Genomic DNA, 15,368 nt, shown 5'->3' with positions numbered 1-15,368 from the left:
GGCGCGGCGTGAGCCTCTATGACCACGGTCGTGGCCGTCCGCAAGGGCGGTCAGGTCGTGATGGCTGCCGATGCGCTCGTGACCTTCGGCGATACGCGCCTGTCGTACCGCGCCGAAGAGAACCGCAAGCTGTTCATGGTCAACGATGCCGGCGGCCAGAGTATCTTTGCGCTGGCCGGCGCCGCAGCGCATTTCCTGGTGCTGCAGCACGCATTGGCGGCGCAGCCGGTGGAGGCGCTTCGGTTTGGCAGCAAGGACGAGATCTTTCGCACCTTCACGCTTTTGCATCCGGTGCTGAAGGACGCGTTCTTCCTGCAGACGAAGGAAGACGAGCATGAGCCCTACGAATCGAGCCAGTTCACCATGCTGCTGGCCAATGCAAGCGGCATCTACGGCATCTACAGCTACCGCGAAGTCTTCGAGTTCAAGCAGTTCTGGAGCATCGGCTCCGGCCGCAGCTTCGCATTGGGCGCTATGCACGCCGCCTATGACAAGGCGCGTTCCGCGCGCGATGTTGCCGAGGCCGGCGTGGCTGCGGCCTGTGAATTCGACCGCAACTCGGCCGGACCGGTCGACGTTCTCACACTCAAACTGAAGGTGTCCAAATGAGCGAAGTACAAGTCAAAGTGCCGGACATCGGCGATTTCGCGGAAGTCGCCGTGATCGAAGTCCTGGTGAAGCCGGGCGACACGATCAAGGCCGAGCAGTCGCTGATCACCGTCGAATCGGACAAGGCCTCGATGGAGATTCCTTCGTCGCACGCCGGCGTGGTCAAGGCGCTGGCCGTGAAGGTGGGAGACAAGGTCAGCGAAGGGTCGGTGGTGCTGACGATGGACGCTGCCGATGGCGCAGCTGCCGCTCCGGCGCCTGCGCCCGCGCCCGCGCCCGGGGCATCCGCCACACCAGCCGCAGCATCCGCACCCCAACAGCCCGCCCCCGGCCCCACCGCGCCGGCGAAGGCGCCTGCAGTGGCGTCGACCTACTCGGGCTCAGTGGACGTCGAATGCGACCTGCTCGTTCTCGGCGCCGGTCCCGGCGGCTACTCCGCCGCATTCCGCGCCGCGGACCTCGGGCTCAAAGTCGTGCTGGTGGAGCGCTACGCGACGCTGGGCGGCGTTTGCCTCAACGTGGGCTGCATTCCATCGAAGGCGCTGCTCCACGTCGCCGCGGTGATCGACGAGGTCAAGCATTTCGCCGACCTGGGCGTGAGCTACGGCGATCCCAAGATTGACCGGAGCAAGCTGCTCGGCCGCAAGAACAAGGTGGTCGGCAGGCTCACCGGTGGTCTCGCCGCGATGGCGAAGATGCGCAAGGTGACGACAGTGCGCGGCATCGGCGAATTCGTCGACCCGTACCACGTCAAGGTGCAGGAAACCACCGGCGACGGCAAGGACGCAACGGGCAAGTCGCAGACGGTCAAGTTCCGCCACTGCGTCATCGCCGCGGGTTCGCAGGCGGTGCATTTGCCCTTTATGCCGAAAGATCCGCGCGTCGTCGATTCGACCGGCGCGCTCGAACTCGGCGTCGAACCCAAGCGGATGCTCATTCTCGGCGGCGGCATCATCGGCCTCGAAATGGGCTCGGTGTATTCCACCTTGGGCGCCCGGCTCGACGTCGTCGAGATGCTCGATGGCTTGATGCAAGGTGCGGACCGCGACCTGGTCAAGGTCTGGCAAAAGCTGAATGCCCCGCGCTTCGACAACATCATGCTGAAGACGAAGACCGTGGGCGCCGAGGCAACGAAGGAGGGAATCCGGGTCACTTTCGAAGGCGAGCAGGCGCCCAAGGAACCGCAGCTCTATGACCTGGTGCTTCAGGCCGTGGGCCGAAGCCCCAACGGCAAGAAGATCGGCGCCGAAAAGGCGGGCGTCGCTGTGAGCGATCGCGGCTTCATCCCGGTCGATGTGCAGATGCGTACCAACGTACCGCACATCTTCGCGGTCGGCGACATCGTCGGCCAGCCGATGCTGGAGCACAAGGCGGTGCATGAGGCGCATGTTGCCGCCGAGGTCATCGCGGGCGAGCAAAAGGGCGATCACGAGCTTTCCAGCGCTGCGTTCAACGCGCGCGTGATCCCGAGCGTGGCCTACACCGATCCGGAAGTGGCGTGGGTCGGGTTGACGGAGGACCAGGCGAAGGCGGAAGGCGTGAAGATCCAGAAGGGGCTGTTCCCGTGGACGGCCTCGGGCCGCGCCATCGCCAACGGGCGCGACGAGGGCTTCACGAAGCTGCTCTTTGAAGCGGAATCGCATCGCATCGTCGGCGGCGGCATCGTCGGAACCCACGCTGGCGACATGATCGGGGAGATTGCGCTGGCCATCGAAATGGGCGCGGATGCGATCGACATCGGCAAGACGATCCACCCGCACCCGACGCTGGGCGAAAGCATCGGGCTTGCGGCGGAGGCTGCGCACGGCAGTTGCACGGATTTGCCGCCGGTGAAACGCTAGCGCACGACGGCCATAAAAAAATCCCGCGAGCAGCGGGATTTTTTTTGGCGGTCGGGTGGCGACCGGCCGGTGGTGATCAGTCGCCGGAGGTCTTGGTGTCGTCCTGGGCTGCGAGAACGCGACGGGCGCCGCTGAAGCGGCGTTGCCAATAACTTCCGCTCATGTCTTCCACGCGAACCTGGGCGCCAGGCTTGGGGGAATGGATGAACTTGCCTTCGCCGACATAGATGCCGACGTGGCTGAAGGCGCGGCGCATGGTCTTGAAGAACACGAGATCGCCCGGCTTCAGTTCGCTACGGTCGATTTTCTGGGTGGCGGCAGCTTGCTCTTCGGCACGGCGGGGAAGCAGATGGCCTACGGTCTGGGTGTACATCGCGCGGACGAAGCCGCTGCAGTCAAAACCGGTTTCGGCCGTGTTGCCGCCTCGCCGGTAGGGAACGCCCAGGAATCCGATGGCCGTCACCACGAGGTCGGAAGTGCGATCGACAACGGTCTGGCGGACCTGATGGAATTGGCCGAGAAATGTCTTATCGACTGTTTTGTCGAAGAGCTGCGGATCCGAATTTTCGTCAACCCGTTCAAGTTGCGGCGCGGCATGAGCGGCGAAGGCAATCAAGAGGCTGGCGGTGAGGAGGATAAATCGCATGGCGCGTAGGATATGGACGACACACCGCAGTGTCAATTTCAGGCAGGTTCGGGATTGTGCCTGTAACTCCTTGTCGTTTAACGATTTTCTTCTTCCTCTCACATCAGAAAATGTAAAGGTTTCGATTATTTTGAATAAGGGCTTTAACAAATGTAATGCGAAAGGTTTTCAAATGCAGGCTGAATGGCCAAACGTTTGCAGAGATCACGTCTTCGAAGGAGTGCCATGAATTCCCCATTGACAAGGATTTGCGCACGCGTCTGTTACGCGATTTTTCTTACATTCATTGCTGGCGGCCTGGCCGCCGCAGCGCCCCGGTCGGAGGTTATTGCTTCCGGTCTCGAGAACCCTTGGGGCGTCACGTTTCTGCCGGGCGGGCGCTTTCTTGTCACGGAGCGGCCGGGGCGGCTTCGCGTCGTCGGCGCGGACGGCAAGCTCGGCGTCCCGGTTGCAGGTCTTCCGCCGATCGCGACCGGCGGCCAGGGCGGGTTGCTCGACGTTCTGGCGGACTCGGGCTTCGACGGGAACCGCACGGTCTATTTCTGCTTTTCGGAGCCTGAGGGTGCCGGAAGCGCGAACAGCACCGCGCTCGCGCGCGCCGAACTGTCCGCGGATGGCAGCCGGCTGGACAACCTGAAGATCATCTTCAGCCAGCGGCCGAAGGTGGCAAGCCGCAACCACTTCGGCTGCCGCATCGTCGAGGCGAAGGACGGCAATCTCTTTCTCACGCTGGGGGAGCGCTTCAGCCGCAAGGAAGAGGCGCAAAAGCTCGACAACCACCTGGGCAAGATCGTCCGCATCGGCAAGGACGGCTCGGTGCCAAAGGACAACCCTTTTGTCGGCAAGCCGGGCGCCTTGCCTGAAATCTGGAGCTACGGGCATCGCAATGGCCAGGGCGCGACGCTGGCGCCGGACGGCACGCTATGGATGCACGAGCACGGCCCGCAAGGCGGCGACGAGATCAACATCCCGCTGCCGGGGCGCAACTATGGGTGGCCGGTCATCACCTACGGCGAGAACTACGGGGGCGGCAAGATTGGCGAGGGCATCACGCACAAGGAAGGCATGGAGCAGCCGCTCCATTACTGGGTTCCGTCGATTGCGCCGTCGGGCATGGCCTTTCTGACGAGCGATCGCTATGGTCCCGAATGGAAGGGCAATCTGTTCGTGGGGTCGCTCAAGTTCGGCTACCTCGACCGGATCGAACTCAAGAACGGCAAGGTGGCCGCCGAGCACAAGCTGCTCGAAGAAGGCCGCGCGCGCATACGCGACGTGAAGCAGGGGCCCGACGGATGGCTCTACATCCTCACTGACGAGTCGAATGGCAAGCTGATGCGGCTGCTGCCGAACTGAATCGACGTGCGCGGAGCCGGACTCACGGAAGACAGACGGGTAAGTCGAGCTTCGGCAGGATGTCGTGCCAGAGGCGCCGCCATTCGGGCCAATCGTGCCCGCCCGGCGTCAGGAAGACATGGTCGTCGGGGAGCATGGCCGCCAACAACCGGTCGCTGAAGGCAAAGCGGTCGTCGACGCCGAAGCCCAGGTAGAGCTTCGGCAACTCTGTTGTGCCGGATAGCCCGGATGTCGCGGACGTCGCGGATGGCTCCATGTTCTTGCGACTGCCGCCGTAGCGCTGCAGCCAGCGCCAAAGCCGCTGCTCACCCTTGTCGCCCGGAAGCATCTCCGTCGGCGGCTGCCATCGCGAGAGGCCGCCTGCATTCGCGATGTCGATGCTGGTGGTGCGCTCACCCAGATACGGCGCGAGCGCGACGATGCCCGTGATGTCACCTGGATGCGCGGCCGCGTAAGCCAGGCCGCCGAAGCCTCCGACAGAAATGCCGACCACCCAGATGGACGTGTAGCCTTGCGCGCGGGCAGGCGAAAACACATCGTCTCGCAGGTGATCGAGGATGCTCATGTCGTAGCGGTAGTAGGCGACATTGGCGTCTACACGCATGATGTCGACCGCGAGCTTGCGCTCCTGGACTGCCGCGACAAAGCCTTCGCGCACGAACTCGTCGGGCGTGGAAAAAGCGCCCGGCAGCATCACCAGAAGTGTGCGGGCATCGGGCGTGCATGAACTCTTGTCGAGCACGGTCTTCACCGGCGCTTCGGGCGATTGCCAGAACAAACCGCATCCGGCGAGCGCCAGCGCGATGCAACTGGTGATGATCCAGCGCAAAAAGGCAAGGGGCCGGGGGCGCGTCATTCGGAGCGGGGAGCAGGCAGGTCCACCATCACCGGTTGCCCGGGTGTCGTGCACCCGGTGTCGCAGCATCGACCAGGCTGGCGATTGCGCGTAATGGCGCGCTGCGGCTCGTGCGGCGCCGCCGCGGCCAAGCCGTCCGCCGCAACGCCGCGCTCCAGGATGCGTTCGACCAGTTCCACCTTCGATCCGACCGGATAGTTGCGGTAGATCTCCTGCTTCATCGCCGCCGGGGAGCCGCCGCCGTGCAGGCTGATGGTGCTGTACCAGCCACCCTGGTAGCCGGCGGTCAGGTCTTCGATGAAACGGGCGGTTTCGATGCGCTGTTCGTATGGAATGTCAGGATTTGCACGCAGCACTTCGGACAGCCGCGCGGCGGTTTCGGGGTTGTGATCCTCGTCGGGGCCGGGCAGGGCGACGATCAGCCCGCCGCTCACATAGTGCGCAATGCGGTGCATGTCGTAGATCTTGGTTGCCAGCAGCAGCTTGCCGATGTTGCTGAAGACCGGGTCCGGCATGAAGACCTCGCAATGCGCGTCGGCCTTGCCATACACGCTCGCAGCGACGCCGCAGGCAAAGAAGCTTTCGGTGATGGTGATGAGTTCCACCATCTGCTCGCGCAAGTGCGTCTCGCGGCCGGGATCGAAGCCATTCGCCTCGCACATCAGCGCTCCCGCGCCGATCAGCAGATCGCCGAAGCCTGCGCGCGCGCCGATGCAACTGTGGCGATGGTGCGTGGCATAGCTGTAGGTGAGATGGCTGCTGTGCTCCCACTCGCCGGCGTAGAAGACGCTGTCCCATGGGACGAACACGCGGTCGAACATGCAGACGCCGGTGCTTTGCCCAAACTTGCGGCTGAAGAGGGCATCGCCGTGCTCGAGCTTCTCGCCAGGCCTGCCTGCGGGCCGCGCGACGATGGTCAGGCCGGGCGCGTCGAGCGGCACGGCGCAGCAGACCGCGAAGTCAGCGTCTTCCTTGCCCATGTTGCGGCACGGCATGACGAGCAACTCATGCACATAAGGCGCGCCAGTGACGATCGCCTTCGTGCCGGAGATGACGATGCCGCGCACGCCGTCGCGAACCGCGTTGCGCTCCACCACGTGCACGTAGCTGTCGGCATTGGCCTGTTCGTGGGGGCGCTTGCTGCGGTCGCCTTTGGCGTCGGTCATCGCCACGCCGAGCGTCAGGTCCTGATCCTGGATGCGATGGAGATATTCGGTGAATCGCGCCATGTGCTCGGTCGTGCCGCGCGCGTCGTCGATGCGAGCCGATACCTGCGCAATGGCGTTGAGCGCATCGTGCGTCAGGTAGCGCTGCGCGCATCCGGTTTCCTGGCACACGAGCCTGACGGCCTCCAGCTTGTTGAGCAGGTCGCCCGAACTGGTGTCGATGTGCGAGAGCCGGTTGACCCGCTTGCCGCTGGTGTGCTGCACCGCGGTCATGAGCGGCGCGTATTGTTCCTTGAGCGCGTAGTCGTAAGTCAGTGCAATCGCATTGATGCCTGGCTGGAAAGCCTGCTCATCCGCCACGCTCTCGACCCGGCGACCATCGACGAAGACAGTGGGGCGGTAGCGGCGGAGAGATTCGCGATAGTCCTGGCCGGACATCAGCGCGACGGCCGAAAGCGGAGCGTTCATCGTCTCATCCTTGTCTGGGTGCTTGCGCGCCGGTGTTTTTAGCATCAACCCGATCTTTTCGGTGGTACGTTCTAGCCCCGCTATTTTTTTAAAGACGCTTTCCATGTTGCTCGACGCATCGCAATCCCAACTGGTCCTGGTCGACTACCAGGCGCGCCTGATGCGCGCGATCCTCGAAGCGGACGCCGTCGCGAAGAATGCAGTCCGCCTCGGCAAGCTCGCCCAACTGGTGGACGTGCCCGTCTGGGGCACCGAACAGAACCCTTCCAAACTCGGCGAAAACCTGCCGGACATCCGCGCCCTGTGCCAGCGCACGCTCGCCAAGATGCATTTCAGCGGCGCCGAAGAAGGGCTCGTCGAGTGGCTGCGGGCGCCCGCCAAGGCGCCGCAAGGCAACGCGCGAAGCCTTCCCAAGCACCTGCAGAAGCAGGCTGTCCCCGAAGAACGCAACACGATCGTGATCGCCGGCTGCGAAGCGCATGTGTGCCTGCTCCAGACGGCGCTCGATCTGCTGGAAGACGAATTCGACGTCTGGGTCGTGACCGACGCTTGCAGTTCGCGCACCGAGCGCAATCGCGACGCCGCCTTCGACCGCCTCGCCGGTGCGGGCGCCGAACTCGTCACGACGGAGATGGTCGGCTTCGAATGGCTGCGCACTGCGGAACATCCGCGCTTCAAGGACCTCCAGGCGCTGATCCGCTAGGGGAACCCTGAGGCACCGCTATCTCTGCAGCCGCCGATAGGCGCTGAAATGGCGGATCGCATCACGCCGATGGCCGAGATGGTCGTGCAGACGCGCGGCGTTGAAGTGCGCGTCGGCGATGCTGGGGTCCAGCCGCAGGCATTGCTCGTAGGCATCGACCGCTTCCGCGAGGCGCCCCATGTCTTCCAGCGCGACCGCCCGATTGAAGTGCAGCAGCGGCACGTCGTGAATGCGTCGCAAGGCTTCGTCGTAGAGCGCGGCGGCTTCGGCCGCCCGGCCGGATTCGCAAAGGATCGCGCCGAGATTCAGATAAGCGTCCGCATGGTCGGGCTCGAGGGCCAAAGCCTGGCGATACGCAGCCTCCGCCGCCTTCAAGTCCGTCAGTTCGAGTTCTTCACCGGCTGAGAACAAAGCCTCTGCCGACACCGCATCCGCGGACGGTCCCTCGCTTCGCCGCCGGTCGACAAAGGCCACCGCACCTCGGGTTGCGGCGATGTCGAAGTCCATGAGCAACTGGCCGGTCTCCGCTTCCCACTGGCTTTCGCGGTCGCGCACGGCGATCGAACTTCCCACGGCCGTGATCCGCAAGCCTGACAACGGCAGTTCTTCAGGCAGCGTCGCCTTCAGCCGCTGCAGCGCCCGCAGGATCTTGCGCGTCGGAATGTCCGCCGCCTGCAGGTCGTGCGCGGTCCTGAGCAACACGACGTCGCGGAAGGAAAAACGATAGGCGTTGCGCGGCCCGCGAGCCGGGCGCACGAACCCGTTGGCGATCAGCCCCGCGATGGCGCTCCGGGAGAGGCCCAGCATCTCCTGGATGCTGCGCAAGGTGTGTGGAGTCTCCGGATGATCGAGGGTCACTTCCTGGCGCGGGCTTTGGCAGGGACGGCGTCGGCAGCGGCAGCAGTCTTGGACGCCCGCTTGACGCCCTTGCGCTCGTTGGTGGCAAGCGGCGTGACGACTTCGGCGGCAGCGGGCGCGCGTGCCTGGCGCTTCGCCGGGGCTGCCCCTGCACCGGCCCCAGAGCCCGATTTGGCGAGGCTGGCGCGCAGCATCTCCGTCAGGTCGATGATCTGACCGCCCGAAGCCGCCTCTTCGTGGTGCTCGGCAGTCACCACCTGCCTGCCTTCGATCTTGGCGTCGATGGCCGACAGGATCCGCTGCTTTTCCTCGTCGACAAACTGCGTCGGGTCGTAGCTGTCCTGCGAGATCTGGTCGATGAGCTGGAGCGCCAGTTGCACCTCCGCGTCAGAGGGCTTGATCTCCTCGATCTGCAGGTCCTTCATTGACCGCACTTCGTCGGCGTAAAGAAGCTGCTGCAGCACCAGCCCGTCTTCGGCCGCGCGAATCTGCACGACGTACTGCTTGCCTTTCCAGGCCCATTTCGCCAGGGCGCACCGGCCGCTCTTGCGCATCGCTGCGCGCAGCAGTGTGTAGGGCTTGCCGCCGCGCTTGTCGGGTGCGATGAAATAGGCCTTGTCGTAGTAGATGGGGTCGACGGCCTTCTCGGGAATGAAGGCGACGATGTCGATGGTGTGGGTCGCGCTCTCTTCGACTGCCTTGAGCTCGTCGGGTGAGAAGAGCACGTAGCGGTCCTTCTCGAATTCGTAACCCTTGACCATCTCGGAGCGCGGCACCACGACCGAAGGGTCCTTCTCGGACACGTATTGCTGCTTGACCCGCGAACCGTCCTTGGTCAGGAGGTTGAATCTCACCGCACTGGAACTCTCCGTGGCGGAATACAGCTTCACCGGAATCGACACCAGACCGAAGCTGAGCGATAGCGACGCGAGGGAACGAGCAGCCATGCGAAATCTCCAGAGGAAGTTCGACGCACCTCCCGATGTGAGGATGCCACTTTCCGCGTTTCTCGAAAACCCCCGGGGAATCAGGATCAGGCCGCAGGCGGGGCGTGCAGCGCCTCCTTGGGCACCACGACGGGCGCGGCCGGCTGCAACACGAAGTGCGGCGACATGATCTGCACGCCGTATTCATTGAAGACGTCCTGGATGTGTCCGTTCAGCTCGTTGACCACATCGTATTTGGGGGCGCCGTCCCGGATGAAGACGTTGAGCTCGTACTCGACATAGAAATCCTGCAACTGCAACTGGCGGACGACCGGCGGCGGCTCCGACAAAAGCTCGGCCGTCCTGCCAGCCGCAAGCGCGAGCATCGCGTGCACTTGGCGCCAGGGAGAGTCATAGCCGATGGTCACCGATGTCGTGACCGAAATACCGCGCGCCTTGGAGGTGTCGCTCTGGTTCAGGATGCTCGCCGCGACCACGACCGTGTTGGGCAGGGTGACGACCTGATCCACGTGGTTGCGCAGCTTGGTCGACAGCACACCCATCTCGATCACGTAGCCTTCCGATTCGCCGATCTTCACGAAGTCGCCGACTCGCAACGCTCGCGCATAGATGAGCACGAAGCCCGCCATGACCTGAGAGACAGTGCCCGACGACCCCAGCGTGACTAGCACGCCGAAGAATACGCTGAGGCCCTTGAAGGCGTCCGAGTGCGACCCTGGGATGAACGGATAGGCCATCACGAGCGCGAAGACCCACACGAGCGCGGCCGTCAGTCGCCGCGTTGCGCCAATGGTGTCAGGCTGCAGTGCCGCGACCGAGACGCCGCTGCTGCGTGCGGCCTCGAAAATCGCATGCAGGCCGCGAATGGCCAGGTGGGCCAGCACGAAGATGGCGGCGACGGTCGCGAGGTCCGGCAACGAATGAATGATGCCGGTCACGAGCTTGGTCGCCAATCCGATCACCGAACTGCCGAGCGTCTCTCCCCACGGCTGCGTGTAGGGGAAGCGCGTCAGCACGTAGGCCAGCCACAGATAGACGGCGACCAGGATGATGGCGATCTTGATCCAGTGAACCGCACCGATCAGCCCCAGCGCGACCATGCGGCGCCAGTCGAGCAGCTTGCGATTCTCGAAGCGCGCTCGGAGCGGCCCGGTGCGGTCGCTGACCCGCAGGGCGGTGCGTTGCAGCACGAAGACGAACGCCGCGAGGATCAGCGTTGCCAGCGCCGTCCAGCCGGCCGATGCGGCGAACTGGCGGCCGTTCATCTGGTCTGCGCGGACCTCCAGTGCATCATGCAGGCGTCGAGCGGCGCTCGCTGCGACCTGCTCCAGCGGCGGATCCCCTGGCTCCCGATCGCTTTCGAACACGGTGAAGACGGTGCCGCCGTCCACCATGATCGCGTACCCCTCCATCCCTTCGTGCGTGAAGCCGTTGGCCTGGGGCATCGATCGCAGCCGCGAGAAGGGCAACTGGCCGATGCGCTCCGCCGCGCGCGCCGACCGCTGCTGTGCCGTGAGGCCGAACATCGGCGAGCGGAAGACGAAAACCTCCCGGTTTGAAACAGTCAGCGGCGCTCCCGCCGGAGGCGCCTCTTGGGCCCCGACGGCCCCGGCCCACACCGTGAGGATCAGCGCCAGCAGCGTCGCCGCGCACGTAATCCAGCGCGCGTTCCATGCCCGGCGGCACGTGATGGTCGACGCAACATTGCGGTGGTTTTGGTGCGCTGCGCCGGATTTTGCGAACAGTAAGCCGCCGAAAAGGATGAGCTGGGAACGCGTCATGCGGCACTGTCCGGTGCCGCATCCGGGTTGTCAACTGCCCGAAGGTGCAAGGTCCGCGGCGTAAACAGCTGAGACTGCGTCCTACATTCCCATCGAGCGCCCGGTCCGATACTGGGGCCCCGCACCCGGGAAGACTGATGTGAATGTTCTGATCGTCGACGACAACGAAGCCGCAGCCGACCTGCTCAAGGAGATCCTCGCGCTGCAGGACCACACGGCACGTTGCACCTATACCGGTCGACAGGCGCTCGACGCCGCCGCCAGCGAATCATTCGACGCCGCCTTGGTCGACCTCAAGCTGCCTGATTTTCCAGGCACCGAAGTCGCGAGGCAACTGCGCGCCAGCGCGCGCGGCGCGCCGCCGATGATCGTGGCGATCTCGGGTTTTGCGTCAGAGGAAGCCGGCGCTCCGGCAGGGCTCTTCGATCACCACTTGCAGAAGCCGATCGACTTCGACGCGTTGGATCGCATCCTCGCGCTCGCGCTCGCGCAACGCAGCTGAACTCACATCCTGCCGAGGTGCACGGCGACCTGGTCTGCTGAAACGCCGACGTCGGCAATGGCCTTGCGCAGTTCCTCTTCGGTGACGCCGAGGCGATCCATCCAATAGCTCACGTTGTGCGGTTCAGTCACGTCGATTTCGGAATGGTCCAGGCTGTTGCCCAATTCGATGACGTCGGACATGGATGAGCTCCTTGCGATATTGGATGGATGGTTGATGGGTGAAATGATTGAGTTCGAATCTGGGCAGAGTGTCGGGCCCTGATGCCCGACGGACCCGAAGGACGACGCATGCTCCGCGTGCAGGACAACGACCGACGCCGTCCCCATCATCTTCTTCCGCCTCATGGATTTCATCGAAATGGCGACTGCTCGACCATTGCAGACGCATAGCGCACTTTTTCATTCGGAGTCATCGCGTTCTCGATCTGTGCGAGTTCCATGCGTTCATCGTCGTGCGCAACCCACTCGAACAGGTGCGAAGGGGGCATCTCGTCCAGCGCGTCGCGGTCGCTCCAGAATTGCAGCCGAAAGCCCGCGCTTTCCTGCAGCAGTCGGAGGAAGAGGGCGCGCTCCAGCCGAAGCCGCTCGCGCTGCTCGCGGGTCATCCCCAGGAGGAGTGTCGTCAGCTGCTGATCGAGGCTTTCGAGACGGCACTCCAGCTCGAAGCGCGGCGGGCCGTTGAGCAAGGCATTCTGGGGCGACAACCCGGCGCAGGTGAGCAGAGCCCGCGCACAGGCAGCCGCTTGCAGCAATCGAAGCGCTTCTTGAACCAGTGTGCCCATGACGGGCATCTCAGTGCTGGCGGCGCTGCGTGGACGTAGGACGAAAGAGCAACGTACAGCGGGCACGCGCTGCCGTGCGCGTGTGCTGTGCATGTACTTTGCGCGTGGGCGCGCTTCAGCAGGTTTCGTGGGCGGACATTTCGAAGTCCGCGGTTTCGAGCACCACAGGCCGGCCGCCGCCCTGGTGGTGACGCTCGATCGCTATGGCGTTGATCAGATCCGCGTTGTCCAGATAGGCCCGAACGAGGCTTTCGCCGCCTTCACTCGCGCCGAAAAGATCGCGCAGCGGATCCTCGCTGATCGCGGCCACCACCCGGACGCCGTCGGGATAAATGGCAAACCGCACACAGGCGGTATCGAAACAATAAATCGCTTCTCGCATGAGTCCTGTCTCCGTCATCGCACACTGATATTGAGGGCTGGGGCCACCCATTCAGATAGGTTCTGGAGAGCGGAAGTTGCAGCAGCCAGTGGCTGCTTCAAGGGTAGGCCGGGTCCTACGTCAGCAGTATCGGAGCTCAGGAGCCAGGAGCCTACGCGGCCAGCGTTGCCCTTCGCACGGCCGTCTCCCATCCGGCCATTGCTTCATCCGCCTTGGCTCGGCTCATCGTTGGGATAAAGCGCCGCTCCACACGCCAGAGTTTCGACAGTTCGCCCACATTGCCGTACACCCCGGTAGACAGCCCCGCCAGGTAGGCCGCGCCCAGCGCCGTGGTCTCCGTCACTTCTGGCCGCACCACCGGGATGCCCAGCAGGTCGGCCTGGAATTGCATGAGCAGGTCGTTCACCGAAGCACCGCCATCCACGCGCAGTTCGGCCACGGGAGTGCCTCCTGCCGCAAGGGCATCGCGGCTCATCGCCTGCAGCAGCGCAGCACTCTGGTAGGCAATGCTCTCGAGCGCAGCGCGCGCGATGTGTGCCACGGTGGTTCCGCGCGTCAGGCCGGTGATGATGCCGCGCGCCTCGGCGTCCCAATAAGGCGCGCCAAGCCCCGTAAAGGCGGGCACCATCATCACGCCGCCGGCGTCAGGCACGCTCTCGGCCAGCGCTTGCACATGCGCACTGCCCGGGATGGCCTTGAGCCCGTCGCGCAGCCACTGTACGACGGCACCGCCGACGAACACGCTGCCTTCCATTGCGTATTGCGGCTGCCCGCTGGTCTGCGCGGCGCTCGTCACGAGCAGCCCGTTGTGCGAAGGCTGGAAGGCGTTGCCGGTGTGCATGAGCAGGAAGCAGCCGGTGCCATAGGTGTTCTTTGCCGTGCCGGCTTCGAAGCAGGCCTGGCCGAATAGCGCGCTCTGCTGGTCGCCCGCCACGCCGCCGATCGGCAGGCTGCAATCGAACAGGCCGGCGTCCGTGTCGGCGAAATGCGCGCTCGACGGCTTGACCTCGGGCATCAGCGGTGCCGGAATGTCAAGCGCCTTCAGCAGATCGGCGTCCCACTGATTGGTGTGAACGTTGAAGAGCATCGTGCGCGACGCATTGCTGACGTCGGTGACATGCACCTTTCCGCCCGTCAATTGCCAGATGAGCCAACTGTCGATGGTGCCGAAGGCCAACTCGCCGCGCTCGGCCTGCGCGCGCACGCCGGGGACGTTGTCGAGCAGCCAGCGCAGCTTGGTGCCGGAGAAGTAGGCGTCGATCACGAGGCCGGTCTTGTCCCGGATGGCGTCGGCCATGCCGTCCTGTCGCAGCCTGGCGCACATCGGCTCTGCGCGCCGGTCCTGCCAGACGATGGCGTGGTGCACCGGCTGGCCCGTCTTGCGGTTCCACACGAGCGTGGTTTCGCGCTGGTTGGTGATGCCGACCGCGTGAATGTCGCTGGCCTTGAGCTTCGCCTTGGCGAGCACGTCGCGTGCGGTGGCGAGTTGGCTGGTCCAGATCTCCAGCGGATCGTGTTCGACCCAGCCGGGTTGCGGATAGATCTGCGTGAGTTCGCGTTGAGCGATGGCGACGATGCGGCCGGCGCCATCGAAAACGATGCTGCGTGAGCTCGACGTGCCTTGGTCGAGGGCGAGCAGGTAGGTCATGAAAAAAGGTTCCTTCAGTGTTCGCGTGCGATCTCGCAGCGGACTTGCGCGTGTTCGATCAGCTCGGGAAAGGGGGGTGGTGGTTCCGCGTCGGTGAAGAGGCAATCGATCTGCGACAGCTTGGCGAGTTCGATCATCGCGGGCCGGTTGAATTTGCTTGCATCGGCCGCGAGCCAGACTTCGCGTGCCTGCGCGATGATGGTTTGCGCCACCTTGACTTCGCGCAAGTCGAAGTCGCGCAGCGTGCCGTCGGCCTCGATGCTCGACACGCCGATGAGTGCGATGTCCACTTTGAACTGGCGGATGAAGTCGACGGTCGCCTCGCCGACGATGGCGCGGTCGCGCAGCCGCACCGAGCCGCCCGCCACGATCACTTCGCAATGGGGGTTGTCGCTGAGGATGGTCGCGACGTTGAGGTTGTTGGTGATCACCCGCAGGCCGGTGTGATGCAGCAGCGCCTTCGCGATGGCTTCAGTCGTCGTGCCGATATTGAGGATCAGCGAGCAGTCGTTCGGCACCCGCGCTGCCACGGCTCGCGCGATGCGCGCCTTGCCCTCGGCGTTGAGCGTTTCGCGCTGCTGATAGCCGATGTTTTCAGTGGTCGAGCTCGGCACGCGCACGCCCCCATGGAAGCGCGTGAGCAGTTTTTCGTCCGCCAGGCGCTGGACGTCCCGGCGCACCGTCTGCAGGGTGACGCCGAGCATTTCGGCCAGTTCTTCGACGGTGACCGAACCCCGCGAGCGGACAGTGTTGAGGAGCTTGAGTTGGCGGGGATTTGAGTTCACGGATGGCGGCAGACGCGATTTCGCTCAACTTTAGAACGA

The 15,368-nt window shown here is 64.3% G+C and carries 16 protein-coding genes; 5 read left to right on the top strand and 11 right to left on the bottom strand.

Annotated features, from left to right (window positions below; translation table 11 throughout):
* The first annotated feature begins 18 nt into the window (after positions 1-18).
* On the top strand, positions 19-609 hold the full coding sequence (locus tag AC1DEK_RS26345) for an MFS transporter (RefSeq protein ID WP_478128264.1): 591 nt from the start codon (positions 19-21) through the stop codon (positions 607-609).
* A complete protein-coding gene (lpdA, locus tag AC1DEK_RS26340; protein WP_478128263.1) occupies positions 606-2,450 on the top strand; it encodes a dihydrolipoyl dehydrogenase in 1,845 nt (614 codons plus the stop codon). Before AC1DEK_RS26345 ends, lpdA begins: the two co-directional genes overlap by 4 nt.
* A 76-nt stretch (positions 2,451-2,526) precedes the next feature.
* On the opposite strand, the gene AC1DEK_RS26335 is transcribed toward lpdA, so the two are convergent.
* Complete coding sequence (locus tag AC1DEK_RS26335) at positions 2,527-3,096, bottom strand: C40 family peptidase (protein WP_478128325.1); 570 nt, start codon at positions 3,094-3,096, stop codon at positions 2,527-2,529.
* 225 nt (positions 3,097-3,321) lie between these two features.
* Between AC1DEK_RS26335 and AC1DEK_RS26330 the strand changes: the two genes are divergently transcribed.
* Positions 3,322-4,449 carry a PQQ-dependent sugar dehydrogenase gene (locus AC1DEK_RS26330; protein ID WP_478128262.1) on the top strand — a complete coding sequence of 376 codons (1,128 nt, stop codon included), beginning with the start codon at positions 3,322-3,324 and terminating at the stop codon, positions 4,447-4,449.
* A 22-nt stretch (positions 4,450-4,471) separates the two neighbouring features.
* Here AC1DEK_RS26330 and AC1DEK_RS26325 read toward each other — a convergent pair whose 3' ends face one another.
* Both AC1DEK_RS26325 and AC1DEK_RS26320 read right to left on the bottom strand, forming a co-directional pair.
* Entirely contained in the window at positions 4,472-5,305 is an 834-nt protein-coding gene (locus tag AC1DEK_RS26325; protein WP_478128261.1) for an alpha/beta hydrolase, read from the bottom strand.
* Entirely contained in the window at positions 5,302-6,939 is a 1,638-nt protein-coding gene (locus AC1DEK_RS26320; RefSeq protein WP_478128260.1) for a 4-hydroxyphenylacetate 3-hydroxylase family protein, read from the bottom strand. The genes AC1DEK_RS26325 and AC1DEK_RS26320 overlap by 4 nt, the downstream gene beginning before the upstream one ends.
* A gap of 103 nt (positions 6,940-7,042) precedes the next feature.
* On the opposite strand from AC1DEK_RS26320, the gene AC1DEK_RS26315 reads away from it, so the two are divergent.
* Complete coding sequence (locus tag AC1DEK_RS26315; protein ID WP_478128259.1) at positions 7,043-7,642, top strand: isochorismatase family protein; 600 nt, start codon at positions 7,043-7,045, stop codon at positions 7,640-7,642.
* 18 nt (positions 7,643-7,660) lie between these two features.
* Here AC1DEK_RS26315 and AC1DEK_RS26310 read toward each other — a convergent pair whose 3' ends face one another.
* The 3 genes from AC1DEK_RS26310 to AC1DEK_RS26300 all read right to left on the bottom strand — a co-directional run bounded on the left by AC1DEK_RS26310 (position 7,661) and on the right by AC1DEK_RS26300 (position 11,228).
* Positions 7,661-8,500 (bottom strand): tetratricopeptide repeat protein, encoded by an 840-nt coding sequence (locus AC1DEK_RS26310; protein ID WP_478128258.1) that lies wholly within the window; start codon positions 8,498-8,500, stop codon positions 7,661-7,663.
* Positions 8,497-9,447 carry a non-homologous end joining protein Ku gene (gene ku, locus AC1DEK_RS26305; protein ID WP_478128257.1) on the bottom strand — a complete coding sequence of 317 codons (951 nt, stop codon included), beginning with the start codon at positions 9,445-9,447 and terminating at the stop codon, positions 8,497-8,499. Before ku ends, AC1DEK_RS26310 begins: the two co-directional genes overlap by 4 nt.
* 86 nt (positions 9,448-9,533) lie before the next feature.
* Positions 9,534-11,228, bottom strand: coding sequence for a mechanosensitive ion channel family protein (locus AC1DEK_RS26300; protein ID WP_478128256.1), 1,695 nt, complete (start codon positions 11,226-11,228; stop codon positions 9,534-9,536).
* Between the two features lie 139 nt (positions 11,229-11,367).
* Between AC1DEK_RS26300 and AC1DEK_RS26295 the strand changes: the two genes are divergently transcribed.
* Positions 11,368-11,730: a response regulator gene (locus AC1DEK_RS26295; RefSeq protein WP_478128255.1), complete on the top strand. Its 363-nt coding sequence runs from the start codon at positions 11,368-11,370 to the stop codon at positions 11,728-11,730.
* Between the two features lie 2 nt (positions 11,731-11,732).
* Here AC1DEK_RS26295 and AC1DEK_RS26290 read toward each other — a convergent pair whose 3' ends face one another.
* From AC1DEK_RS26290 to AC1DEK_RS26270, 5 genes are all read right to left on the bottom strand, one after another.
* On the bottom strand, positions 11,733-11,912 hold the full coding sequence (locus AC1DEK_RS26290) for a DUF3606 domain-containing protein (protein WP_478128254.1): 180 nt from the start codon (positions 11,910-11,912) through the stop codon (positions 11,733-11,735).
* Between the two features lie 170 nt (positions 11,913-12,082).
* The gene (locus AC1DEK_RS26285) at positions 12,083-12,514 is read right to left on the bottom strand and encodes a hypothetical protein (protein WP_478128253.1); all 432 of its coding nucleotides are present in this window, start codon (positions 12,512-12,514) and stop codon (positions 12,083-12,085) included.
* 115 nt (positions 12,515-12,629) lie between these two features.
* Positions 12,630-12,896, bottom strand: coding sequence for a hypothetical protein (locus AC1DEK_RS26280; protein ID WP_478128252.1), 267 nt, complete (start codon positions 12,894-12,896; stop codon positions 12,630-12,632).
* A gap of 151 nt (positions 12,897-13,047) precedes the next feature.
* Positions 13,048-14,544 (bottom strand): glycerol kinase GlpK, encoded by a 1,497-nt coding sequence (gene glpK / locus AC1DEK_RS26275; protein WP_478128251.1) that lies wholly within the window; start codon positions 14,542-14,544, stop codon positions 13,048-13,050.
* A gap of 14 nt (positions 14,545-14,558) precedes the next feature.
* Positions 14,559-15,329: a DeoR/GlpR family DNA-binding transcription regulator gene (locus AC1DEK_RS26270; protein ID WP_478128250.1), complete on the bottom strand. Its 771-nt coding sequence runs from the start codon at positions 15,327-15,329 to the stop codon at positions 14,559-14,561.
* Positions 15,330-15,368 lie beyond the last annotated feature (39 nt).

This window comes from Variovorax sp. 10N420 (assembly GCF_056394705.1).
Note: the sequence above shows the minus strand (reverse complement) of the source record. Positions and strands in the feature narration are given on the sequence as shown.